The organism is Aquicoccus sp. SU-CL01552, assembly GCF_040365005.1.
In the GTDB taxonomy this organism is placed as follows: domain Bacteria; phylum Pseudomonadota; class Alphaproteobacteria; order Rhodobacterales; family Rhodobacteraceae; genus Antarcticimicrobium.
The window spans coordinates 83,350-105,850 of record NZ_BAABWV010000004.1 but is presented as its reverse complement, the minus strand read 5'-3'; the positions used below and the strand labels follow the sequence as shown (position 1 = coordinate 105,850).

Genomic DNA, 22,501 nt, shown 5'->3' with positions numbered 1-22,501 from the left:
GTGTCCGGTTACCCGGCCTGCGCGTCGCGGGCCGGGATGATCTGTTGCGCGATGCCGGCGAACAGCAGGTAGAAGCTGCAGCCCAGCAACCCCCAATGCGCCCAGCTGTCGGGGTGGAAATCGACCCATGCGGCCCAGCCGGCGAAGAAGGTCCAGGCCAGCGCCACCGGCAGCGTCACCACGCGCCAGCGCTCGGTGCGCACCGGGTGCACGAATTTCAGTGGCAGGAACATCGCCACCGCCAGCGCGGCAACAAAGCCGAGGATGATCCAGAAATTCGGCTCGACCGCGAAGAACACCAGCACCGCCATGTTCCAGCAGCCGGGAAATCCCTTGAACGAATTGTCCTGCGTCTTCATCCGGGTGTCGGCGAAATACATCGCGCTGGTGAAGGTGATGACAAAGATCGCCACCCATCCGGTCCAGCCGTCCATCAGCCCGGACTGGAACAGGGCGAAGGCGGGGATGAACACATAGGTCAGGTAATCGATGATCAGGTCGAGCAGCACGCCGTCGAACTCGGGCGAGAACCGCTTGACGTGATAGCGCCGCGCCATCGGCCCGTCGATGCCGTCGACGAAGAAGGCGACCACCAGCCAGAGGAACATCAGGCTCCATTCCTCGCGGACGGCGGCCAGCATGGCGAGCATGGCAAAGACCGCGCCGGTGGCGGTGAAAAGATGGACGAAAAGGGCGCGCAATTGGGGTGTCATGGGACCGTCATGGCGCAAAATCAGGCAAATCGCAATTGCTGCGCGAGTTTGTCTTGCCCGGTTCCGTCGCGGCGGTCCTACGCCTTGGGGTGGCTGCGGGCGTAGACCTCCATCAGGTGGGCGGTATCCACGGCGGTATAGGCCTGGGTCGTCGACAGCGAGGCATGGCCCAGGAGTTCCTGTATCGACCGCAGATCGCCGCCGGCCTCGAGCAGGTGGGTGGCGAAGCTGTGGCGCATGGCATGTGGCGTGGCCGAGGCCGGCAGGCCGAGCTGCATCCGCACCTGCGCCATCGCGCCGCGGATCAGCCGCGCGTTCAACGCGCCGCCGCGCACGCCGCGAAACAGCGGGGCCTTGGGGTCCTTCGGGTGCGGGCAGAGCCGCAGGTAGGCATCGACCGCGTCGCGCGCGGCGGGCAGGACCGGCACCACCCGTTCCTTGCCGCCCTTGCCGAGGATGCGCAGGCTGGCGCCCAGCGGCGCGTCGGCGCCGGTGAGACCCAGCGCCTCGGAGATGCGCAGCCCGCAGCCATAGAGCAGCGTGATCACGGCCACGTCGCGGGCCGCGACCCAGGGCGTCTGCGATTGCAGCTCGACGGTGTCGATCACCGCGCGGGCGGCGTCGGGGGCCAGCGGGCGCGGCAGTTTCTTCTGGAACTTGGGCGAGCGGGCGGCCAGCACGGCGGTGGGGTCGAACCCTTCGCGCTCGGCCAGCCAGCGGTAGAAGCTTTTGACCGCCGAGAGCTTGCGCGCCAGCGAGCGCGAGGAAATGCCGGTGCCGCGTGCCTGCGCCATCCAGGCGCGCATGTCGGTGACGGTGATCTGTTGCAGCGCGGCCATGCCCTGCGGGCCGCCGCGATGCTCGGCCATGAAGGCGAGGAAACCGGCCACATCGGTGCGGTAGGCGGTCAGGGTGTTCTGTGCCGCGCCCGAGAGCGCGCTTTGCCGGTTCAGCCAATCCTGCAGCGCATCGCGGCAGGCGGCCGAGATCTCGAGGCTCACTTGAGCCAGTGGCGCATCGTGCGTTCGAACACGCCGGCAAAGAAGGCCAGCAGGTCGGTGCCGTGCTGGGGGGTGAACTGATGCGGATCCTCGGCGCCCATCACCAGCAGGCCGGGCAGGCGGCCGGCGCCGAAATCGAGCCGCAGCGCGGCCTCGGAGCGGATGAACTCGGCCGATTTGCCATAGATCCGCTCGGACCCCTTCTGCAGCTGGCGCAGGGTGACCTGACGCGGCTGGCCGCCACGGCCCTGGGTCAGGAAGTCGTCGACGAACCCCGGCCCGGTCAGCACCAGCACCCCGTCGAGGCGGCTGACCGCCGGATCCTCGCCGTTCTGCGCGGTTTCCAGCACCAGCCGGATGGTATCGACGCGCAGGATCTCGGCCACCTCGCCGCCGAGGTCGCGCAGGAACACCTCGAACTCGGTCGGGTCGAGCATCCGCAGGATGGCGCGATGCACCTGGTTGGTGCCCGAGAGATTTTCGTAAGCGGCGGCGATGACGCTGCGGTGGGTGTCCTCGAGCCGGTCGAGCCGGGCCTCGAGCCGTTCCATCGCGATGCCGCGCAGGTCGACGATATTGCCGCCCATCGCACGTTCGTTGGCCGCGATCAGCGCGTGCATCACGTCGCGATCCTCGAGAATCGCGTCGGGTTTCGCGATGATCGCCGCGCGCAGGTTGTCTTCCAGTTTCGGGCTGCTGCTCATGTCCGCCTCTTTTGGTCTTGCGCGCCTTATATCACGGGTTTCGCGGAATTGGGCCGAAAAATCCGACGATTCCGCGAAAACCCGGTCCTTGGACCCCGTTCAGCGCGGGATCAGAGGATTTTCTGACCGGTCTTGGCCCAATCCTTCATGAAGGCATCCAGCCCCTTGTCGGTCAGCGGGTGGTTGGCCATCGCCTTGATCACCGCCGGCGGCGCGGTCATCACGTCGGCGCCGATGCGGGCGGCCTCGGTCACGTGGTTCACCGTGCGGATCGAGGCGGCGAGGATCTGGGTGTCAAAGCCGTAGTTGTCGTAGATGGTGCGGATGTCGGCGATCAGCTCCATCCCGTCGATGTTGATGTCGTCGAGCCGGCCGATGAAGGGGCTGATGAAGGTCGCGCCGGCCTTGGCCGCCAGCAGCGCCTGGTTGGCGGAAAAGCACAGCGTCACGTTGACCATGCGGCCCTCGTCCGAGAGCACCTTGCAGGCCTTGAGCCCGTCCCAGGTCAGCGGCACCTTGACGGCGATGTTATCGGCGATCTCGGCCAGTTTGCGGCCCTCGGCGATCATCGCGTCGGCCTCGGTCGCGACCACCTCGGCAGAGACCGGCCCGTCGACCAGCGCGCAGATCTCCCTGGTCACCTCGAGGATGTCGCGCCCCGATTTCATGATCAGCGAGGGGTTGGTGGTGACGCCGTCGACCATGCCCAGGTCGTTCAGTTCGGCGATGGCGTCGATCTCGGCGGTGTCTACGAAGAATCTCATGGGGGCATCCTTTGATGGGTTGGCCTTGCTTGGCCTTGCCTTTACCTCAGGAAGGGAAAGGCGGGAACCCCCCGCGCATCAACGGAGGATGGCGCGAACGGCATGACGGACGGGCGGAACCACGGCGGGCGGGGCATGTTCGACGCGGGCGATCTTGTGGCGGTGCAGACCACCCAGCCGCTTGATCGCACGCTGGATTACCGCGCGCCCGAGGGCGGCTGCGTGCTGGGCGATTTCGTCGAGGTGCCGCTGGGACCGCGCAAGGTGCTGGGCGTGATCTGGGGACCGGGACGCGGTGATTTCGACCGATCGAAGATCCGGTCGGTGATCCGGGTGCTGGACGTGGCCCCGATGCGCGATGAGATGCACGCCTTTCTCACCCGCGCGGCCGAGTACACCCTGACGCCGATGCCGGTGATGCTGCGGCTGGCGATGCGCGCGCCGGGGCTGGGCGATCCGCCCTCGATGCGCAAGATCTATCGCCGGGGCAGTGGCGAACCGGACCGGATGACCGATGCCCGGCACCGGGTGCTGGAGGTGCTGGAGAGTTACGGCGGGCTGGCCTTCACGCTGAAGGAACTGGCCGAGATGGCGGGGGTGACGACCTCGGTCGTCAAGGGGCTGGTGAAGCATGGTGCCGTGCGCGAGGAGGACAGCCCGCGCGACCTGCCGTTCGCCACGCTGGACCCGGCCCGGCCCGGCAAGCCGCTGACCGAGGACCAGGCGACGGCGGCGGATGTGCTGCGCGGGCATCTGCGCAGTCGACAATATGGCACCACGCTGCTCAAGGGGGTGACCGGCTCGGGCAAGACCGAGGTCTATCTCGAGGCGGTGGCGGAATGCCTGGCGATGGGGCGGCAGGCGCTGGTGCTGCTGCCCGAGATCGCGCTGACGGCGGAGTTCCTGACCCGGGTCGAGGCGCGGTTCGGCGCGAAACCCGCCGAGTGGCATTCCGGCGCCACGATGACCGAGCGGCGGCGGATCTGGCGGATGGTCGGGCAGGGCGGTGCGCAACTGGTGGTCGGCGCGCGCTCGGCCCTGTTCCTGCCGTTCCGCGACCTCGGGCTGATCATCGTCGACGAGGAACACGACACCTCGTACAAACAAGAGGACGGAGTGCTGTACAACGCCCGCGACATGGCGGTGCTGCGGGCGGCGATGGCCGACGCGCGGGTGGTGTTGGCCAGCGCGACGCCGTCGCTGGAAAGCTGGGCCAACGCCGAGGCGGGCAAGTATGACCGGCTGGACCTGACCGCGCGGTTCGGTGACGCGGTGCTGCCCGAGATGCGGGCGATCGACATGCGCGCCGAAAAGCTGCAATCGGGCACCTGGATCTCGCCCAGCTTGCGCGGGGCGGTTCAGGCGCGGATGGAGGCCGGCGAGCAGGCGCTGCTGTTCCTCAACCGTCGCGGCTATGCGCCGGTGACGATCTGCCGGGCCTGCGGCCACCAGATCGCCTGCGATTTCTGCGATGCGCGGATGGTCGAGCACCGGTTCCAGAAGCGGCTGATGTGCCACCAGTGCGGCGAGACCAAGCCGATGCCCGAGGCCTGCCCGTCCTGCGGGGTGGAGGGGCGGCTGGCGCCGGTCGGCCCGGGCATCGAGCGGTTGGCCGAGGAGACCGCGACGCTGTTCCCCGAGGCGCGGATCGCGGTGCTGAGTTCGGACCTGTTCGCCAGTGCGCGGGCGCTGAAGGAAAAGATCGTCGAGATCGGGGCCGGCGGCGCCGACATCATCATCGGCACCCAGCTGGTGGCCAAGGGGCACAATTTTCCCAAGCTGACGTTGGTGGGGGTTATCGACGCCGACCTGGGGTTGCAGGGCTCGGATCTGCGGGCGGCGGAACGGACCTTTCAACTGATGCGGCAGGTCGCCGGACGCGCCGGGCGGGCGGACAAGCCGGGGCTGGCGCTGTTGCAGACCTTTCAGCCCGAGCACCCGGTGATCCGCGCCATCCTGGCCGGCGACGAGGAGGGGTTCTGGCGTGCGGAGGCGGCCGAGCGGCAGGCGGCCGGCGTGCCGCCCTACGGACGCATGGCCGGGATCATCCTGTCGGGCACCGACCCGGGAGCGGTGTTCGACCTGGGCAATGCGCTGGCCCGCAACGACGGCGCGCTGCGCGAGATCGGCGCGCAGGTCTTCGGCCCGGCGCCGGCGCCGATCGCGCGCATTCGCGGCCGCCACCGGGTGCGGCTGTTGGTCAAGGCGGCCAAGGGCGCGCCATTGCAGGCGGCGCTGATCCGCTGGCTGGCGCCGGTGCGGCTGAAGGGCGATCTTCGGCTGAGCGTGGATATCGACCCGCAGAGTTTTCTCTAGGGGCCGGGTTGGCCTCCCGCGGCAGGTGTCGGAGCCTCCGGCGGGAGTATTTGGCAAAGAGAAGAAGCCGGGGGCGGCCTCAGGCGGTCACCGTGCTGCCCGGTTGATCGACCAGGAAATCGGTGGCCATCGCCCCCACCCACATGAAGAACAGCGCCGCCCATGCCGTGCCGGCGAAGATCGAGCCGCCGGTGACGCCGGCGCCGATGGCGCAGCCACCGGCCAGCATGCCGCCAAAGCCCATCATCGCCGCGCCGATCATCGCCTTGCGCATGGTCACCGGGCCGTCGAAGGCTTGGATCCGCATCTCGCCGGCGAGGCTGGCGGCGATCATCGCGCCGATGAAGACGCCGGGCACCAGGCCGACGTCGAATTCGAGGATCGCGTCGCGTTCGAGGAAGAACATCAGCGTATGGGCCGAGGGGCCGGTGAAGGTGGCGCTTTCGATCTGCAGCGGCTCGAAGGCGACCTGGGCCAGCGAATAGGTCAGCACCCAACCCAGCGCGACCGAGAACCCGACCCCGGAGGCGAAGATCAGCCGCCGGGCGCCGATGCGGTTGCGCCGCGCCAGCGCCAGCGCCAGCGCCGCGATCCCCACGCCCAGCACCAGCCCGCCATAGGTCGGCAGGCCCAGCGCGGCCAGAAGGTCCATGTTGCGCCCGCCCTCGGTGATCCAGAGCGCCGCGAGCCGGTCACGCAGCGGCGCAAGCAGGCCGGAAAGGCTCATCTGCGCGACGACGGCGAAGATCAGGCCCGACACCACCGAGCGCAGGTTTCCGGTGGCGGCCAGTACCAGCAGCCGCCCCGAACAGCCCCGCGCCAGCACCATGCCGGAGCCGAACAGCAACCCGCCGATCACCGCGCCCGACCAGCTTCCCGGGACGGCCATCATGCGGGCGTCGGCGCTGTCCATCAGGCCGAGAAGCTGCGCCGCCTGCACCCAGACCACGGCGGTGGAGAAGGTGAGCAGCCAGACCGACACCTTGGACCCCATCGCGCCGCGGGCAAACTCCACGGTGGCGGCGCGCAGGCAGAACCGCGACCGCTGGGCCGCCACGCCGAATACGATTCCGGTGATCAATCCGAACAGCGCCGCTGTCGGGGCCTCGCCGATCCGCTCCACGACTGCGACCAGATCCATCGCCTGCCCTCCCATATATTCACGCCGTCAAATATATCGGTCGGGGCCGGTTGCCGCAATGATGCAGATCAGATGCGCGGGCGGGGTTTTGTCCTCGCCAAGGTTGCGCAAGCGGCGTATGAGACTGGGTCATGAGCACGCCCATCCCCCTGTCCGAGGCCCGGCACCTGCCGGTCTGGCGCCGCCCCGTGGCGCTGTTGTTCCTGATGGCCGTGGCCATGCCGGTGGCCTTTGCCACCTGGTCGGCGCTGCTTAACAACTTCGTCATCGAGGTGGCGCAGTTCGACGGCAGCGACATCGGCTGGCTGCACACGGTGCGCGAGATCCCGGGCTTCCTCGCGATCGGGGTGATCGCGGTGCTGATGGTGATGCGCGAACAGGTGCTGGGGCTGGTCGCGCTGGTGCTGCTGGGGGTGGCGACGGCGCTGACCGCGCAGTTCCCCTCGCTGGGCGGTATCCTTGTAATCACCATGCTCAGCTCGATCGGGTTCCATTACTACGAGACGGTGAACCAGTCGCTGCAGCTGCAATGGCTGCCCAAGGACCGGGCGCCGCGCATGCTGGGCTGGTTGCTGGCCGCCGGGTCGGCGGCAACGCTGGTTTCCTACGGGCTGATCGTGCTGCTCTGGGAGCCGCTGGGGCTGACCTATAACGTGGTCTATGCCTTTGCGGGCGGGTTCACGGCGCTGGTCGCGGTGGCGGCCATGCTGTTGTACCCGCAGTTCCAGGCCGACACCGTGCAGAGCAAGAAGATGGTGCTGCGCCGCCGCTACTGGCTGTATTACGCGCTGCAGTTCATGGCGGGCGCGCGGCGGCAGATCTTTACCGTCTTTGCCGGGTTCATGATGGTCGAGAAATTCGGTTTTGACGTGCATCAGGTCACCGCGCTGTTCCTGATCAACCTTGTGGCCAACATGGTGTTCGCGCCGCTGGTGGGCCGCGCCGTCGGCACCTTTGGCGAGCGTCGCGCGCTGGTATTCGAGTATGCCGGGCTGGTGATCGTGTTCCTGGCCTATGGCGGGATCTACTATTTCGGCTGGGGCGTGATGCTGGCCGCCGCGCTCTACGTGGTGGATCACATGTTCTTTGCGCTGGCGTTGGCGCTCAAGACCTATTTCCAGAAGATCGCCGACCCGGCCGATATCGCCCCCACCGCCGCCGTGGCCTTTACCATCAACCATATCGCGGCGGTGGTGCTGCCGGCGCTGCTGGGCTATCTCTGGCTGGCCTCGCCCGGTGCGGTGTTCGGGCTGGCCGCCGGCATGGCGATGACCTCGCTGTGCCTGGCGATGCTGATCCCGCGCCACCCGGAGCCGGGCAATGAAACCGTGTTGGCCCGGTTCGCACCGGCCCCGGCGGAGTAGGGCGCGCTTGACCTTGCCCCGCCACGGCCCTAGGGCCGGACGCAGTATAGCAGGAGATGCCCCATGCCCACCTTTACCGCGCTGACCACCCTGTCCGGAAAAGCCCAGGCCGAGGCGCTGGGCGAGGCAATGGAACGTTTGGAACCCGTGCCCACCGGCGTCGGCGTGTTCGAGGTCGAGGATGGGTCGGGCCTGTGGGAGGTTGGCGGCTATTTCACCGAAACCCCTGATATCGCCGCGCTGGCGCTGTTGTCGGTCGCCTTCGGGGCCAGGGAGTTCACCGTCTCGGAATTGCCCGAGACCGATTGGGTCGCCCATGTGCGGCGCGAGTTGGCGCCGGTCGAGGCCGGACGCTTTTTCGTCTACGGCAGCCATGATGCCGACAAGGTGCCGGCGGACCGCATCCCGCTGCTGATCGAGGCGGCGATGGCCTTCGGCACCGGGCACCACGGCACCACGCTGGGCTGTCTGCGGGCGCTGGACCGGCTGATCGAGGGCGGGTTCGTCGGCGACAAGGTGGCCGATATCGGCTGCGGCACCGCGGTGCTGGCGATGGCGGCGGCGCGAGTCTGGGACGGCGAGATCATCGCCAGCGACATCGACCAGGTGGCGGTGGACGTGGCCGAGGCGAACCTGCGCGCCAACGACATGGCGGGCCGGGTGCGCTGTGTCGAGGCGGCGGGCTTTGCCAACCCCGAGTTGGCGGCGCTGGCGCCCTATGACCTGATCTTCGCCAATATCCTGAAAGGGCCGCTCGTGGCGCTGGCGCCAGATCTTGCGGCGCATCTGCGTCCCGAGGGCTATGCCATCCTGTCGGGGATTCTCAACGAGCAGGCCGAGGATGTCATTTCGGTTTATGCACGATCCGGGGTCAATCTTGTCGAAAGCGAGGAGATTGGTGACTGGACGACCCTGCTTTTACGGAAAAAGGCGTAAATCAGGCGGGTTTTAGGGGCATTCGAGATATCTGCCCCATTCTTGCCACAATTCGGCCAGACCTTTGCCCGGTCTTCTGGTGGGGGCCAGAGATAGAGAGGGTGTCATGGCCCATCAAGATCTGGAATTTTCCCGGCGCGTGGTCCGGCTGACGCGCAAGCATCGCGCCATGTCGCGTGGATGTGTGACCCAAATGCGCCCCGACGGGCTTTTGGTGACCGCACCTGCGCGGCGACCACGCATTTCGCTGCGCTTGGTCCTGCTGTTGGTGGCGGCGTTCTTTGCCTTCAAGACCATGCTGTTGGCAGTTGCCGGCACCGCTACCTATGACGAACGGGTCGCGCGGCTGGAGGCGGGCACATCTGCCGAGGCCATCGGCGCCTGGGTCATGCAGTCGGACCCGCTGACCGAAGTGCTGGCCGGGCAGATCGCACAGCTAATGCCCTGAGCAGAAGGTCCCCAGCGTGATGTCGAAAAAAAACCGCCGCGTGGGCCGGAGCCCCGCGGCGGTTTCATCTGTCTCCGAGGGAGAGACGGAAAAAGGCGTCAGCGCGAGGCTGGACGCTGGGCGATCAGGTCGATTTCGCCGCGGATCAGGCCAATGTCTTCCAGTTCGCGGTCGCTGAGCGATGCCAGCGCGTTGCGGGTCACGCGGGCGTCGTTCCAGGCGGCGACGGCGGTGATCACGGCGCAGATGGCGGCGCCGATGCGACCAAACAGGATGGCCGAGTCGGAAACGGGGCGGGTGGTGTCGAATGCAGCCATTGACGTGTTCCTTTGATTGATGGTTTGCACTGTGTCGTTCTGAGGGGCAGGTAGTCTGCATGAATTTTTTGCGCAAGGGCGCAAAATGCATGGTTATTATGCGCTTTGTGCATGGGTCGCCCGGATTGAAAAAAACCTGAAATAATCGTGACTTCCGGTCAGAAATCATGTCGTTTTCAGACGGGATTCACGTCGCTTTCAGGCCGCGTGTCGCGTTTGGAAAATCCTGGTGTCGCATTTGTCGTGATCAGAAGTTTTCCGCGTTTTGCTTGGACCATGTTCGCCTTTCGTGCTACTGCATCAAAAAAGCAACGATTTCCGGGCGGGGCCGGGCAGTGCATGCGAATTCTGGGCATTGATCCGGGGCTGAGAACCCTTGGATGGGGCGTGATCGAATCGCACAACGGGCGATTGCGGCACGTTGCGAACGGTTTGTGCCGCTCGGACGGGGCGGATGTGCTGGCCTTGCGGCTGTTGTCGCTGAACCGGCAGTTGACCCAGGTGATCGCCGAGTTCACCCCCGACGAGGCCGCCATCGAACAGACCTTTGTCAACAAGGACGGCGTCGCGACGCTGAAGCTGGGCCAGGCCCGGGGTGTCGCGCTGCTGACGCTGGCGCAGGGCGGGCTGCCGGTGGGCGAGTACGCACCCAACCGCGTCAAGAAAACCGTGGTTGGCGTCGGCCACGCGGAAAAGGATCAGGTGCTGCACATGGTCAAGCTGCAATTGCCGGGCTGCAACCCGGCGGGACCGGACGCCGCCGACGCGCTGGCGATCGCGATCTGCCACGCTTATTACGGCGGAACCGAAGGCGGCATGCGCCTGCGCGAGGTGGGGGCATGATCGGGCGGCTGACCGGGCGGATCGGCTATCGTGCCGAGGATCACATCCTGATCGACGTGGGCGGCGTCGGCTATCTTGTCTATTGCTCCGACCGGACCATGGCGGCGCTGCCCGTCGTGGGCGAGGCGGTGTCGCTCTATACCGACCTGGTGGTGCGCGAGGACCTGATGCAGCTGTTCGGATTTCCCACGTTGGTGGAAAAGGAATGGCACCGTCTGTTGACCAGCGTGCAGGGGGTCGGCGCCAAGGTGTCGCTGGCCATTCTCGGCACGCTTGGGCCCGAGGGTGTGGGCCGGGCTATCGCGCTGGGCGACTGGGCGGCGGTCAAGGCCGCGCGGGGTGTCGGCCCCAAGACGGCGCAGCGGATCGTGCTCGACCTCAAGGACAAGGCACCCGGGGTGATGGCATTGGGCGGGTCGATCACCGAGGCGATGGAGGGGCCGGACCCGGCGCCGGTGGTCGAGGTGGTGGAGCCGCGCGAGACGACATCGAAGAAAGCCGCGCCCAAGCCGCGGGCGCCCTCGCGTGCCAGTGCGCAGGCCGATGCGCTGTCGGCGCTGTCCAACCTGGGCTATGGTCCCTCCGAGGCTGCCGCCGCAGTGGCCGAGGCCGCCGGTGCGGACCCGGAGGCGGGCGAGGCCGCGCTGATCCGTGCCGCGCTGAAGCTTCTGGCGCCGAAGGGATAGGGGATGGCGATGCGCAGACCTGACCGGAGCGAGGCCCGATGAGCGGTTCCGACCCCACGCTGCGGCCCGATCCGCTGCCCGAGGACGCCGCCGGCGACGACCGCGCCCTGCGTCCGCAGACGCTGGATGACTTCATCGGTCAGGCCGAGGCGCGCGCCAACCTGCGCATTTTCATCCAGTCGGCCCGGCAGCGCGGCGAGGCGATGGATCACACCCTGTTCCACGGCCCGCCGGGTCTGGGCAAGACGACGCTGGCGCAGATCATGGCGCGCGAGCTGGGGGTGAATTTCCGCATGACCTCCGGTCCGGTTCTGGCCAAGGCGGGGGACCTGGCCGCGATCCTGACCAACCTGGAATCGCGTGACGTCCTCTTCATCGACGAGATCCACCGGTTGAACCCGGCGGTGGAAGAGGTGCTTTATCCGGCGCTGGAGGACTTCGAACTCGACCTGGTGATCGGCGAGGGGCCGGCGGCGCGCACCGTGCGGATCGAGTTGCAGCCCTTTACCCTGGTCGGTGCGACCACGCGGATGGGGCTGTTGACCACGCCCCTGCGCGACCGGTTCGGCATTCCGACCCGGTTGCAGTTCTATACCGAGGACGAGCTTTTCGAGATCGTCACCCGCAACGCCCGCAAGCTGGGCGCGCCCGCCGATGCCGCCGGCGCGCGCGAGATTGCCCGACGGGCGCGCGGCACGCCGCGGATCGCGGGCCGCCTGCTGCGCCGGGTGGTGGATTTCGCCGTGGTCGAGGGCGACGGTACGATCACGCAAGCCTTGGCCGACAATGCCCTGACCCGGCTGGGGGTCGATCACCTGGGGCTGGATGGCGCCGACCGGCGCTACCTTGCGCTGATCGCCGAGAATTACGGCGGCGGGCCGGTGGGGATCGAGACCCTGTCGGCGGCCCTGTCGGAAAGCCGCGATGCGCTGGAAGAGGTGATCGAGCCTTACCTGTTGCAACAGGGCCTGATCCAGCGCACCCCGCGCGGCCGGATGCTGGCGCAAAAGGCCTGGGCGCACCTGGGCCTGCCGATGCCGAAACGGCAGAGCGACTTGTTCAACTAGGTCACCCGCACGGCCTGCGACGTCGCGCTCCGCTTGCGGTTGCGCGGGCGGGGTCTTATGGCTGGAAATGGCAAGACGGATCGGAGGCCCCCGCGTGACACCCGAAGAGATCGAGGCGCTGTTCACCCGCGAAAGCGGCGAGTTCCTGTTCGCCCGTTGGGGCCGGCCGATCGCACCGGTGGTGTTCGGCGTCGAAGAGGAAACGCTGTCGGTGGTCAAGGGCGCCTTCGAGGCGGTGGCGGCACTGTCGGGGCACAAGCTGGCCGAGACCGACCCGGAACTGGGCAGCAATTGCATGGTGTTCTTCATCCGCGACTGGGCCGAGCTGCCAGAGGTGCCGAACATGGACCGGCTGCTTCCCGATCTTGGTCCGCTGGTGGAGCGGTTGACGGCGGCGGGCGCCAATCAGTACCGCGCGTTCCGGTTCGACGCGGACGGCGCGATCAAGGCCGCCTTCGTGTTCCTGCGCATGGATAAGGACATGCTCGAAGTGCCGGCAGAGAGCCTTGCGCTGGGGCAGGTGGTGCAGACGGTGCTGTTGTGGTCCGAGCGCGCCTTTCGCGACAGCTCGCCGCTGGCCGTGGCGGGGGACCAGACCATCCTGCGGCCCGAGATCGCCGGGGTGATCCGCGCGGCCTATGACCCGGTGTTGCCGGCGGTGGCGCGCGATCCCGCCCATGCGCTGCGGCTGTTCGCCCGGATGGAGGCAAACCGATGAGCCACAAGTTTCCGGTACGCGTCTTTTACGAAGACACCGACATGGGCGGCATCGTCTATCACGCCAATTACCTGCGTTATATCGAGCGGGCGCGGTCCGACTGGGTGCGCCACCTGGGTAACGACCAGAATGCCATGCGCGACGCGGGCATCGTCTGGGTGGTCCGGCATATCGAGGCGGACTACCTGGCCACCGCGAAGTTCGAGGACGAATTGATGGTCGAGACCACCCTGCGCAGCATCTCCGGCGTGCGGCTGGTGATGGACCAGGTGGTGACGCGCGGCGAGACCCCGATCTTTACCGCCGCGGTCACCGCCGTGTGCATGAATGCCGAGGGCCGGCCAGTGCGCCTGCCAGCGGAGATTCGCGCATTGTTGCTGGGCTGAGACGGGATCCCGGGCCGGGAATGGTATTTGTTTCCGATCTGGGTTAGATTGAGAGTAACAAGGCCGAAACAACAACCGGCCATCAGGCAAAGAGCAGGCGGATGGAAGCAGAAACTCTGGCGCTGGCGCAGGAGATGGATTTCTCCCTGTGGGCGCTTTTCGCACGGGCAACCCCGATCGTGAAACTCGTGATGGGGATGTTGGTCTTTTCGTCGTTCTGGGCGTGGGCCATCATCATCCAGAAAACGATCTCCTATCGCGCGGCCCGGTCCGAGGCCGCGGCCTTTGACCGTGCCTTCTGGTCGGGGGATCCGCTCGACGCCTTGTTCGAGGAAACCGGCCCCAGCCCCGATGGCCGGTCCGAACGCATCTTTGCCGCCGGCATGGTCGAATGGCGCCGCTCGCACCGCAATGACGGCGGGCTGATCGCCGGGGCGCAGGCGCGGATCGACCGCAGCATGGATGTCGCCATCGCCAAGGAGGCCGAGGACCTGCAAAAGGGTCTGCCGGTGCTGGCCACCGTTGGTTCGACCGCGCCCTTCGTCGGGCTGTTCGGCACGGTCTGGGGCATCATGCACGCCTTCATCGGGATCGCCGAGCAGCAGAACACCAACCTTGCCGTGGTGGCGCCGGGCATCGCCGAGGCGCTTCTGGCCACCGGCCTGGGCCTGTTGGCGGCCATCCCGGCGGTTATCTTCTACAACAAGCTGAGCGCGGACAGCGACCGCATCCTCGCGGGCTACGAGGCCTTTGCCGACGAGTTCGCCACTATCCTCAGCCGCCAGCTGGATTCCTGACGTCATGGGCGCCGCGGTACAAAACCAGGACCAGGGCGGCCCGCGCCGCCGGGGTCGGGGGCGCCGCCGGGCGCGGCCGATGGCCGAGATCAACGTCACCCCCTTCGTCGACGTGATGCTGGTGCTGCTGATCATCTTCATGGTGGCGGCGCCCCTGATGACGGTGGGCGTGCCGGTGGAACTGCCCAAGACCGCTGCGGGCGCGCTGCCCGGAGACGACGAAGAGCCGCTGACCGTGACCATCACCGCCGAGGGCCGGATCGAGATCCAGACCACCGAGGTGCGGCGCGACGAGCTGGTGAGCAAGCTGCGCGCCATCGCCGCCGAGCGTGACAGCGACCGGGTGTTCCTGCGCGCCGACGGGGCGATCCCCTATGAACTGGTGATGCAGGTGATGGGGGCGCTGAACGCGGGCGGCTTTTCGAACGTGGGGCTCGTGACCGACAGCGGCGGGCCCACCCTGGACGATGCCGGGTGAGGCGCGGTGCAGACCGGAACCAAAATCTCGGCCCTGGCGCATGGGCTTCTGCTCGGCTGGGCCTTTCTGGGCGGTGTCTTCCAGTCTGATCCGCTGCCCTACGAGGTGCAGGACGTGAGCGTGATCAGCGCCGAGGAGTTCGCCCTGATGACCGGGCAGAGCCGGACGCCCGAGGTGCGCGAGGCCCCGGCCGAACCGGAACCGCCGGCCGCGGTAGAAACACCCGATGTGACGGCTGAACCCGACCCGCCCCCGGCGCGCAGCGAGCCCGAGGTCGCGCCCGAGCCCGTCCCTGAGCCAATACTCGAAATCCCGCCCGAGCCGGTGCCGCCGGAACCCGAGAGTGCCGCTCTGGTGCCGGAGACCCCGAGGCGGCCGCAGCGCCCGTCCGAGCGGATCGCGCCCGAGCCGGTGGCGCCGCCGCCACCCGAGGCCCGGCCCGACCCGGTCGAGCGCGAAGAGGTCGCCCCCGAGGCGCAAAACGACAGCACCCGCGAGGCGCAGGAGGCCACCGCGCCGGAAGAGGCCGCGACCGAGATCGTGACCGAGGCCGAGGAGAGCGCCGAGCTGGCGCCGACCCGCTCGCCCCGCCCGGCGGCGCGTCCGGCCCGGCGGCCCCCCGCGCCCGAGGCCCCGGCGGCCCCGAGTACCGAAGACGCCGTCGCGGCCGCCCTGGCCGAGGCGCTTGGCGAGACGCGTGAAACGGCGCCGACCCCGACCCGGCCTGCCGCACCCTCGGGCCCACCGCTCAACGCCGGCGAGAAAGAGGCGCTGCGCGTCGCGGTCTCGTCGTGCTGGAACGTCGGCTCGCTCTCGTCCGAGGCGCTGGCCACGACCGTGGTTGTCGCCGTATCGTTGTCCCCGGACGGCAAACCGCAGACGGAGACGATCCGCCTGATGTCGAGTTCCGGCGGCGGCGATGGCGCGGCGAAACAGGCCTTCGAGGCGGCGCGCAGGGCGATCATCCGCTGCGGCGCCAAGGGATTCGACCTGCCGGTGGAGAAATACGACCACTGGCGTGATATCGAGATGACATTCAATCCGGAGAGGATGCGGATCAAATGAAAAGATTTCTGCTGAGCGTTCTTCTGGGGTGGGCAATTGCGGCCCATGCGGCGATGGCGCAGGACGGCGGTCCGCTGCGGATCGAGATCACCGAGGGCGTGATCGAACCGATGCCCTTTGCCGTGCCCGATTTCGTCCCCGACAGCCCCGCCGCCGGCGAGATGGCCGCCCAGATCGCCCGGGTGATCGCCGCCGACCTGTCCGGCACCGGGCTGTTCCGGGAAATTCCCGCCCAGGCCCATATCGGGCGGGTCAGCGATTTTTCCGCCCCGGTCAAGTTCGCAGACTGGAAGGCGATCAACGCCCAGGCGCTGATCACCGGCGCGGTCTCGATGTCCGGCAACCGGGTGGCTGTGCGGTTCCGGGTCTGGGACGTGTTTTCGGGTGCCGAGCTGGGCAACGGGCTGCAATTCGCGGGCTCTGCCGACGGCTGGCGACGGATGGCACACAAGGTGGCCGACGCGGTCTATAGCCGGATCACCGGCGAAGGCGGCTATTTCGACAGCCGCGTCGTCTTCGTTTCCGAGAGCGGCCCCAAGAACGACCGCAAGAAGCGGCTGGCGATCATGGACTACGACGGCGCCAACGTGCAGTACCTGACCGACAGCGCCTCGATCGTGCTGGCGCCGCGGTTCTCGCCGACCGGCGACCGGGTGCTTTATACCAGTTTCGAGACCGGCTTTCCGCGCATCTACGTGCTGGACGTGGGCAGCGTCCGCCGCCGGGTTCTGGAAACGCGCGAGGGCACGATGAGCTTTGCGCCCCGCTTCGCCCCCGACGGGCAGACGGTGGTGTTCTCGCTCGAACAGGGCGGCAACACCGACATTTATTCCATGGACATCGGCAGCGGGAACATGACCCGGCTGACCTCGGCGCCCTCGATCGAGACCGCGCCCAGCCTGTCCCCGGATGGCCGCCAGATCGTGTTCGAAAGCGACCGTTCGGGCACGCCGCAACTCTACGTGATGCCGGTCGGTGGCGGTAGCGCCACGCGGATCAGCTTTGGCCAGGGCCGCTATGGCACCCCGGTCTGGTCGCCGCGCGGCGACCTGATCGCCTTTACCAAGCAGAACAAGGGCCGGTTTCACATTGGCGTGATGCGCACCGACGGCAGCGAGGAACGGCTGCTGACCGCATCGTTCCTCGACGAGGGGCCGACCTGGGCGCCGAACGGGCGGGTCATCATGTTCACCCGCGAAAGCAAGGGCGCGCAGGGGCGGTCAACGCTGTATTCCGTCGATATCACCGGCCGCAACCTGCGCCCGGTCCGCACCCCCGGCGGCGCTTCGGACCCGTCGTGGTCGCCGTTGCAGGACTGAGGCCGCGCGTTCACAACCCACGGCCGATATGGTAGAACTGGACGTAGAAAAGCATATTGAGAGGCAATTGGCATGAAATCCCTTCGTACCCTGGTCTTGGCCTGTAGCGTGGTGGCGGTGGCGGGCTGCTCGAATTCCTACCTCGACGATACCAATACCGTTGACTTCGGCGGGACGGGGGCCGGGGCGGCCTCGGGCCTGCCGTCGGATCCGACCTCTCCGGCCTATTTCAAGGCGTCGATCGGCGACCGCATCCTGTTCGAGGTGGACCAGTCGACGCTGAATGACGGCGCCCGCGCGGTGCTGGCGGGACAGGCCGACTGGCTGACCTCCAATCCCGATTATACCGCCGTGATCGAGGGGCACGCCGACGAACAGGGCACCCGGGAATACAACCTCGCGCTCGGCGCGCGGCGGGCCAACGCGGTGCGCGAATACCTGGTGTCGCGCGGGGTTGCGGCCAGCCGTCTCAAGACCGTCAGCTACGGCAAGGAACGCCCGCTCGAGATCTGCAGCGCCGAAAGCTGCTATGCCAAGAACCGCCGCGCCGTCACCGTGCTGGCCGGTGGGCTGACCGGGTAAGGGAGCGGCGTGATGATGCGTGTTCTGGCCGCGTTCGGCCTGTGCCTCATGTGTTCCCTGCGGGCGCTGCCTGTTGCCGCGCAGCAGGACCAGACGCTGGCCGACATCCGGCAGGAGTTGAATGTACTCTATGTCGAGGTCCAGAAGCTCAAGCGCGAGTTGTCGACCACCGGCGCGCCGCAGATCGCCTCTGGCGGTGACAGCGTGCTGGACCGTGTCGGCGCCATCGAGAGCGAATTGCAGCGCCTGACTGCCAAGACCGAGCAACTGGAACACCGCATCGGCCGCGTGGTCGAGGATGGCACCAACCGCATCGGCGACCTCGAGTTTCGCCTGGTCGAGCTTGAAGGCGGCGACGTGAGCAAGCTGGGCGAGACGACGACGCTGGGCGGCGACATGGGTGCACCGGCGGCGCCGTCGGTCCCGGAGCCGGCCGCAACGGGCGGTGGCGAGTTGGCGATGGGCGAGCAGGCCGATTTCGACGCCGCGCAGGCGGCACTGGAGGCTCGCGATTATCAACGCGCAGCCACTCTGTTCGACGCCTTCAACCAGTCCTATCCGGGCAGCCCGATGGCCCCCCGCGCGTACCTGGCCCAGGGGCGTGCGCTTGATGGGCTTGGCGACACGCGTGAGGCGGCGCGCGCCTATCTTACCGCCTTTACCGGGGATGACACTGGCCCCACCGCTCCCGCGGCGCTGTATGAACTGGGGGCCGCGCTGGGCCGCCTGGGCCAGGTCGATCAGGCCTGCGTGACCCTGGGCGAGGTCGGGGTCCGCTTTCCCGGCGACGAGGCGGCGGCGCTGGCGCGGTCGGAGATGTCCTCGCTGGGGTGCAATTGAGCTCATCCGACAGTGACATCCAGGAGGCGGTGCGCGCGTGGTTCGGCCCCGCGCCGCCCGCGCGGCTGGCCATCGCCCTGTCCGGCGGCGGCGATTCCGTTGCCCTTCTGCACATCCTGACCCGTTGTTTCGATCCGGGGCAGGTGCAACTTTTTGCGGCAACCGTCGATCACGGGCTGCGCGACGGATCGACGCGCGAGGCCGAGGAGGCCGGGCGCCAGGCCGAGGCGCTGGGCGTGCCCCATACCATCCTGCGCTGGACCGGCTGGGACCGCAGCGGCAACCTGCAGGACGCGGCGCGCGCCGCCCGTTATGACCTGTTGTGCGACTGGGCGCTCGGGCATGGGGCCGGCGCGCTGGCGGTGGCCCATACCGCCGACGACCAGGCCGAAACCGTCCTGATGCGTCTCGCGCGCGAGGCCGGGGTGGCCGGGCTGGCCGGCATCCCGCCCCGGCGGCAGCGCGGCGGCGTGGCGATCCTGCGCCCGCTGCTGGAGGTCACCCGCGCCGATCTGCGCGCCTACCTGCGCCGCAATGGACTGAGCTGGGCCGAGGACCCGTCGAACATGGATCAGCGGTTCGCCCGGGTTCGGGCCCGTGCTGCGATGGCCGACTTGGCGCCGCTCGGCGTGACCCCTGCGACATTGGCCGGGGTGGCGCGCAACATGGCCGGCGTCGAACAGGCACTGGGCTGGGCGGCCTTCGAGGCGGCGCGCACGGGGGCGCGGGTCGTGGCCGGCTGCGTCGTGCTGGACGCCCATGCGCTGTGGCTGATGCCGGGTGAGATCGCCCGGCGCCTGCTGACCGGCGCGGTCAGCTGGGTCGGCCAAAGCGACTATCCGCCGCGCCGGAGTCCGGTCGCGGCGCTTCTCGAGGCGCTACACCGTGGGCAGGGGGGCACGCTGGGCGGTTGCCGAATCCTTCCTGTGCGCGGTGAGATCTGGATCTGCCGCGAGGTGAACGCGCTGCGCGATACCCGCGCGGCCCCCGGTGCGGTCTGGGATGGGCGCTGGCGCCTGACCGGGCCCGCCCGGGCCGGGGACGAGGTGCGCGTGTTGGGGGCGACGGGCCTGTCGCTGTGCCCCGACTGGTCCGAAACCGGCCTGCCGCGTGCCGCGTTGGAACCCGCCCCGGCGGTCTGGAACGGCGATGAATTGCGCGCTGCACCACTGGCCGGGCTGGGCGCGGGATGGCGCGCGGAACCGTCGATGGACGGGCCAGCCTTCGCCGCAACGCTTTTATCGCATTGAACCTGCCCCAATGATCTCTATTTTAACCAATGACACACGGCCGCCCCCGGCGGCCGCGCATTTAGGAGAGTTTTCTTGGGCAACGCACGAAATATCGCCTTTTGGGTCGTTCTGTTCCTGTTGATCCTGGCGCTGTTCAACCTGTTCAGCGGTAGCGGAACCACCCTGCAAAGCCGCGAGATCACCTATTCCGATTTCGTGAGCGCCGTCGAGAACGACGAGGTTGGCCAGGTCACCCTGGACGGAGAGCAGATTCGCTTTCGCGGAACCGACGGTCAGGATTATGTCACGATCAAGCCCGAAGACGCCGAGATCACCACGCTTCTGATCGACAACAACATCCCGGTTCGAGCCGAAAAGCAGGAACAGTCGGGGCTCCAGTCGTTCCTGATCACGCTGTTGCCGTTCCTGCTGCTGATTGGCGTCTGGATCTACTTCATGAACCGGATGCAGGGCGGCGGCAAAGGCGGCGCGATGGGGTTTGGCAAGTCCAAGGCCAAGATGCTGACCGAAAAGCAGGGTCGCGTCACCTTTGACGACGTGGCCGGCATCGACGAGGCCAAGGAAGAGCTGGAAGAGATCGTCGAATTCCTGCGCAACCCGCAGAAATTCTCGCGCCTGGGCGGCAAGATCCCCAAGGGCGCGCTGCTGGTGGGCCCTCCGGGCACCGGTAAGACTCTGTTGGCGCGCGCCATCGCGGGCGAGGCCGGCGTGCCCTTCTTCACCATCTCCGGTTCCGACTTCGTTGAAATGTTCGTCGGCGTCGGCGCCTCCCGCGTGCGCGACATGTTCGAACAGGCGAAAAAGAACGCCCCCTGCATCGTCTTCATCGACGAGATCGACGCCGTGGGCCGTCATCGTGGCGCCGGCTATGGCGGGGGCAATGACGAGCGCGAACAGACGCTGAACCAGCTTCTGGTCGAGATGGACGGCTTCGAGTCCAACGAGGGCGTGATCATCATCGCCGCCACCAACCGCAAGGACGTGCTGGACCCGGCCCTGTTGCGTCCGGGCCGCTTTGACCGGCAGGTGACGGTGGGCAACCCCGACATCAAGGGCCGCGAAAAGATCCTGGGCGTGCACGCGCGCAAGACCCCGCTGGGGCCGGACGTGGATCTGCGCATCATCGCGCGCGGCACGCCGGGGTTCTCGGGGGCCGATCTGGCCAACCTGGTGAACGAGGCGGCGCTGATGGCCGCGCGTATCGGTCGACGGTTCGTCACCATGGAGGACTTCGAATCCGCCAAGGACAAGGTGATGATGGGGGCCGAGCGGCGCAGCATGGTCCTGACCGCCGACCAGAAGGAAAAGACCGCCTACCACGAGGCCGGCCATGCGGTCGTGGGCCTGGCCCTGCCGATGTGCGACCCGGTCTACAAGGCGACGATCATCCCGCGCGGCGGAGCCCTGGGCATGGTGGTCTCGCTGCCCGAGATGGACCGCCTCAACTGGCACAAGGACGAGTGTGAGCAAAAGCTGGCGATGACCATGGCCGGCAAGGCCGCCGAGATCCTCAAGTACGGCGAAGAGCATGTCTCCAACGGTCCGGCCGGTGACATCCAGCAGGCCAGCCAACTGGCCCGCGCCATGGTGCTGCGCTGGGGCATGTCCGACAAGGTCGGCAATATCGACTATGCCGAGGCGCATGAGGGCTACAGCGGCAACACCGGCGGGTTCTCGGTTTCGGCCCATACCAAGGAGATGATCGAGGAGGAGGTGCGCAACTTCATCCAGGCGGGCTATGAGCGCGCGGTGAAGATCCTGACCGATCAGAACGAGGAATGGGAGCGCCTGGCGCAGGGTCTGTTGGAATACGAGACGCTGACCGGCGACGAGATCAAGCGCGTGATGAAGGGCGAGCCGCCGCATCTGGACGATGACGACGCCGACAACGCCGGTCATGGCAGCGCGCCCAGCGTTACCGCGATCCCCAAGACCAAGCCCAAGAAAACCCCGCCCGAAGGCGGGATGGAGCCGGAGCCCAGCGCCTGACGGCGCGGACCGCAGATCAGAACAGGCGGCCGGAGCGATGCTCCGGCCGTTTCATTGTCCGGGTAGCGATTTTCACTCTAGGGTCCGATGCGGGGCGGCGCACGCGTCGCAACGACCGGGCCACGGGGTCCACACGGCAGGCAGGAAATGTGACATGGCGACATTGCAGCGAACGGAACACGAGGGCGAGGTGGTCTGGCTGGGCCATGTTCCCGCCGGCGGCACGTTGCGCGCGCAACCGGTCGAGCGGCTGGAGCTTGGTTTCGATGGGGTCGCCGGCGGCCGCCACGCGGGCGAAACCCGCCCCGCCTGTTCGCGGGTGCGGGACCTCTATCCGCGCGACACCGAGATCCGCAACGTCCGCCAACTGACCCTCCTGTCGGAAAAGGAACTGGCCCGCATCGCCGCCGCCATGGGCGAGGATGGCCTCGATCCCGCCCTGCTGGGGGCTTCCGTCGTGTTGCGCGGCATTCCCGATTTCACCCATGTGCCGCCTTCTTCGCGGCTGCAATCGGCCTCGGGCACGACCCTGACCATCGACATGGAGAACCTGCCCTGCGTCCTGCCGGGCCGCGAGATCGAGGCCGAGCGCCCGGGTCGGGGCGCGGCCTTCAAACCGGCGGCCGAGGGTCGGCGCGGTGTCACCGCCTGGGTCGAACGTCCCGGCGCGCTGGTGCTCGGGGATCGGTTGCGCCTGTTCATCCCGGCGCAGCGGGCGTGGAATCCGTAACCTGATTCGCACCATCGTTTCCGATTTGAAACGCGCGTGCGGCC

General features: G+C 67.7%; 24 protein-coding genes. 18 read left to right on the top strand and 6 right to left on the bottom strand.

From position 1 onward, the window contains the following. Window positions 1-8 precede the first annotated feature (8 nt). From ABWV23_RS06200 to fsa, 4 genes are all read right to left on the bottom strand, one after another. Entirely contained in the window at window positions 9-713 is a 705-nt protein-coding gene (locus ABWV23_RS06200) for a CDP-alcohol phosphatidyltransferase family protein (RefSeq protein WP_353346044.1), read from the bottom strand. 77 nt (window positions 714-790) lie between these two features. After that, on the bottom strand, window positions 791-1,714 hold the full coding sequence (locus ABWV23_RS06195; protein WP_353346042.1) for a tyrosine recombinase XerC: 924 nt from the start codon (window positions 1,712-1,714) through the stop codon (window positions 791-793). After that, window positions 1,711-2,418, bottom strand: a complete 708-nt coding sequence (locus ABWV23_RS06190; protein WP_353346040.1) for a DUF484 family protein — start codon at window positions 2,416-2,418, stop codon at window positions 1,711-1,713. Before ABWV23_RS06190 ends, ABWV23_RS06195 begins: the two co-directional genes overlap by 4 nt. A 110-nt stretch (window positions 2,419-2,528) precedes the next feature. After that, complete coding sequence (gene fsa / locus ABWV23_RS06185; protein ID WP_353346038.1) at window positions 2,529-3,182, bottom strand: fructose-6-phosphate aldolase; 654 nt, start codon at window positions 3,180-3,182, stop codon at window positions 2,529-2,531. 102 nt (window positions 3,183-3,284) lie between these two features. On the opposite strand from fsa, the gene ABWV23_RS06180 reads away from it, so the two are divergent. Beyond that, window positions 3,285-5,498 carry a primosomal protein N' gene (locus ABWV23_RS06180; RefSeq protein WP_353346036.1) on the top strand — a complete coding sequence of 738 codons (2,214 nt, stop codon included), beginning with the start codon at window positions 3,285-3,287 and terminating at the stop codon, window positions 5,496-5,498. Window positions 5,499-5,577: 79 nt separating this feature from the next. On the opposite strand, the gene ABWV23_RS06175 is transcribed toward ABWV23_RS06180, so the two are convergent. Then, window positions 5,578-6,639, bottom strand: coding sequence for a YeeE/YedE family protein (locus ABWV23_RS06175; RefSeq protein WP_353346034.1), 1,062 nt, complete (start codon window positions 6,637-6,639; stop codon window positions 5,578-5,580). Window positions 6,640-6,770: 131 nt separating this feature from the next. Between ABWV23_RS06175 and ABWV23_RS06170 the strand changes: the two genes are divergently transcribed. The 3 genes from ABWV23_RS06170 (at window position 6,771) to ABWV23_RS06160 (ending at window position 9,387) form a co-directional block, all read left to right on the top strand. Further along, window positions 6,771-8,003: an MFS transporter gene (locus tag ABWV23_RS06170; protein WP_353346032.1), complete on the top strand. Its 1,233-nt coding sequence runs from the start codon at window positions 6,771-6,773 to the stop codon at window positions 8,001-8,003. Between the two features lie 63 nt (window positions 8,004-8,066). Next, window positions 8,067-8,939, top strand: coding sequence for a 50S ribosomal protein L11 methyltransferase (locus ABWV23_RS06165; RefSeq protein WP_353346030.1), 873 nt, complete (start codon window positions 8,067-8,069; stop codon window positions 8,937-8,939). A 106-nt stretch (window positions 8,940-9,045) separates the two neighbouring features. Continuing rightward, a complete protein-coding gene (locus tag ABWV23_RS06160) occupies window positions 9,046-9,387 on the top strand; it encodes a hypothetical protein (RefSeq protein WP_353346028.1) in 342 nt (113 codons plus the stop codon). A gap of 98 nt (window positions 9,388-9,485) precedes the next feature. On the opposite strand, the gene ABWV23_RS06155 is transcribed toward ABWV23_RS06160, so the two are convergent. Continuing rightward, a complete protein-coding gene (locus ABWV23_RS06155) occupies window positions 9,486-9,704 on the bottom strand; it encodes a DUF1127 domain-containing protein (protein ID WP_353346026.1) in 219 nt (72 codons plus the stop codon). A 339-nt stretch (window positions 9,705-10,043) separates the two neighbouring features. Here ABWV23_RS06155 and ruvC point away from each other — a divergent pair, with 339 nt between their 5' ends. The 14 genes from ruvC (at window position 10,044) to ABWV23_RS06085 (ending at window position 22,457) form a co-directional block, all read left to right on the top strand. Then, on the top strand, window positions 10,044-10,547 hold the full coding sequence (ruvC, locus tag ABWV23_RS06150; protein WP_353346024.1) for a crossover junction endodeoxyribonuclease RuvC: 504 nt from the start codon (window positions 10,044-10,046) through the stop codon (window positions 10,545-10,547). Next, window positions 10,544-11,233 (top strand): Holliday junction branch migration protein RuvA, encoded by a 690-nt coding sequence (ruvA, locus tag ABWV23_RS06145; RefSeq protein ID WP_353346022.1) that lies wholly within the window; start codon window positions 10,544-10,546, stop codon window positions 11,231-11,233. Before ruvC ends, ruvA begins: the two co-directional genes overlap by 4 nt. A 38-nt stretch (window positions 11,234-11,271) precedes the next feature. Beyond that, a complete protein-coding gene (gene ruvB, locus ABWV23_RS06140; protein WP_353346020.1) occupies window positions 11,272-12,300 on the top strand; it encodes a Holliday junction branch migration DNA helicase RuvB in 1,029 nt (342 codons plus the stop codon). 94 nt (window positions 12,301-12,394) lie between these two features. Next, window positions 12,395-13,018, top strand: coding sequence for a hypothetical protein (locus ABWV23_RS06135; RefSeq protein ID WP_353346018.1), 624 nt, complete (start codon window positions 12,395-12,397; stop codon window positions 13,016-13,018). Beyond that, window positions 13,015-13,404: a tol-pal system-associated acyl-CoA thioesterase gene (gene ybgC, locus ABWV23_RS06130; protein ID WP_353346016.1), complete on the top strand. Its 390-nt coding sequence runs from the start codon at window positions 13,015-13,017 to the stop codon at window positions 13,402-13,404. Before ABWV23_RS06135 ends, ybgC begins: the two co-directional genes overlap by 4 nt. Window positions 13,405-13,505: 101 nt before the next feature. Further along, a complete protein-coding gene (tolQ, locus tag ABWV23_RS06125) occupies window positions 13,506-14,201 on the top strand; it encodes a protein TolQ (protein ID WP_353346014.1) in 696 nt (231 codons plus the stop codon). Between the two features lie 4 nt (window positions 14,202-14,205). Then, window positions 14,206-14,679: a protein TolR gene (gene tolR / locus ABWV23_RS06120; protein ID WP_353346012.1), complete on the top strand. Its 474-nt coding sequence runs from the start codon at window positions 14,206-14,208 to the stop codon at window positions 14,677-14,679. Window positions 14,680-14,685: 6 nt separating this feature from the next. Then, on the top strand, window positions 14,686-15,744 hold the full coding sequence (gene tolA / locus ABWV23_RS06115; RefSeq protein WP_353346010.1) for a cell envelope integrity protein TolA: 1,059 nt from the start codon (window positions 14,686-14,688) through the stop codon (window positions 15,742-15,744). Next, window positions 15,741-17,063: a Tol-Pal system beta propeller repeat protein TolB gene (gene tolB, locus ABWV23_RS06110; RefSeq protein ID WP_353346008.1), complete on the top strand. Its 1,323-nt coding sequence runs from the start codon at window positions 15,741-15,743 to the stop codon at window positions 17,061-17,063. The genes tolA and tolB overlap by 4 nt, the downstream gene beginning before the upstream one ends. Window positions 17,064-17,135: 72 nt before the next feature. Further along, on the top strand, window positions 17,136-17,645 hold the full coding sequence (pal, locus tag ABWV23_RS06105; RefSeq protein WP_353346006.1) for a peptidoglycan-associated lipoprotein Pal: 510 nt from the start codon (window positions 17,136-17,138) through the stop codon (window positions 17,643-17,645). Window positions 17,646-17,660: 15 nt separating this feature from the next. Next, on the top strand, window positions 17,661-18,485 hold the full coding sequence (gene ybgF, locus ABWV23_RS06100) for a tol-pal system protein YbgF (protein ID WP_502901609.1): 825 nt from the start codon (window positions 17,661-17,663) through the stop codon (window positions 18,483-18,485). Beyond that, entirely contained in the window at window positions 18,476-19,735 is a 1,260-nt protein-coding gene (gene tilS, locus ABWV23_RS06095) for a tRNA lysidine(34) synthetase TilS (protein ID WP_502901603.1), read from the top strand. The genes ybgF and tilS overlap by 10 nt, the downstream gene beginning before the upstream one ends. 75 nt (window positions 19,736-19,810) lie before the next feature. Then, window positions 19,811-21,727, top strand: coding sequence for an ATP-dependent zinc metalloprotease FtsH (ftsH, locus tag ABWV23_RS06090; protein WP_353346000.1), 1,917 nt, complete (start codon window positions 19,811-19,813; stop codon window positions 21,725-21,727). A 154-nt stretch (window positions 21,728-21,881) separates the two neighbouring features. Beyond that, window positions 21,882-22,457 carry an MOSC domain-containing protein gene (locus ABWV23_RS06085; RefSeq protein WP_353345998.1) on the top strand — a complete coding sequence of 192 codons (576 nt, stop codon included), beginning with the start codon at window positions 21,882-21,884 and terminating at the stop codon, window positions 22,455-22,457. The last annotated feature ends 44 nt before the right edge of the window (window positions 22,458-22,501 follow it).

Bases quoted from the DNA above. Each gene is read 5' to 3' on its own strand.
- ABWV23_RS06200 (WP_353346044.1), bottom strand. From the start codon at position 713: ATGACACCCCAATTGCGCGCCCTTTTCGTCCATCTTTTCACCGCCACC.
- ABWV23_RS06190 (WP_353346040.1), bottom strand. From the start codon at position 2,418: ATGAGCAGCAGCCCGAAACTGGAAGACAACCTGCGCGCGGCGATCATC.
- fsa (WP_353346038.1), bottom strand. From the start codon at position 3,182: ATGAGATTCTTCGTAGACACCGCCGAGATCGACGCCATCGCCGAACTG.
- ABWV23_RS06180 (WP_353346036.1), top strand. From the start codon at position 3,285: ATGACGGACGGGCGGAACCACGGCGGGCGGGGCATGTTCGACGCGGGC.
- ABWV23_RS06175 (WP_353346034.1), bottom strand. From the start codon at position 6,639: ATGGATCTGGTCGCAGTCGTGGAGCGGATCGGCGAGGCCCCGACAGCG.
- ABWV23_RS06170 (WP_353346032.1), top strand. From the start codon at position 6,771: ATGAGCACGCCCATCCCCCTGTCCGAGGCCCGGCACCTGCCGGTCTGG.
- ABWV23_RS06165 (WP_353346030.1), top strand. From the start codon at position 8,067: ATGCCCACCTTTACCGCGCTGACCACCCTGTCCGGAAAAGCCCAGGCC.
- ABWV23_RS06160 (WP_353346028.1), top strand. From the start codon at position 9,046: ATGGCCCATCAAGATCTGGAATTTTCCCGGCGCGTGGTCCGGCTGACG.
- ABWV23_RS06155 (WP_353346026.1), bottom strand. From the start codon at position 9,704: ATGGCTGCATTCGACACCACCCGCCCCGTTTCCGACTCGGCCATCCTG.
- ruvC (WP_353346024.1), top strand. From the start codon at position 10,044: ATGCGAATTCTGGGCATTGATCCGGGGCTGAGAACCCTTGGATGGGGC.
- ruvA (WP_353346022.1), top strand. From the start codon at position 10,544: ATGATCGGGCGGCTGACCGGGCGGATCGGCTATCGTGCCGAGGATCAC.
- ruvB (WP_353346020.1), top strand. From the start codon at position 11,272: ATGAGCGGTTCCGACCCCACGCTGCGGCCCGATCCGCTGCCCGAGGAC.
- ybgC (WP_353346016.1), top strand. From the start codon at position 13,015: ATGAGCCACAAGTTTCCGGTACGCGTCTTTTACGAAGACACCGACATG.
- tolQ (WP_353346014.1), top strand. From the start codon at position 13,506: ATGGAAGCAGAAACTCTGGCGCTGGCGCAGGAGATGGATTTCTCCCTG.
- tolR (WP_353346012.1), top strand. From the start codon at position 14,206: ATGGGCGCCGCGGTACAAAACCAGGACCAGGGCGGCCCGCGCCGCCGG.
- tolB (WP_353346008.1), top strand. From the start codon at position 15,741: ATGAAAAGATTTCTGCTGAGCGTTCTTCTGGGGTGGGCAATTGCGGCC.
- pal (WP_353346006.1), top strand. From the start codon at position 17,136: ATGAAATCCCTTCGTACCCTGGTCTTGGCCTGTAGCGTGGTGGCGGTG.
- ybgF (WP_502901609.1), top strand. From the start codon at position 17,661: ATGCGTGTTCTGGCCGCGTTCGGCCTGTGCCTCATGTGTTCCCTGCGG.
- ABWV23_RS06085 (WP_353345998.1), top strand. From the start codon at position 21,882: ATGGCGACATTGCAGCGAACGGAACACGAGGGCGAGGTGGTCTGGCTG.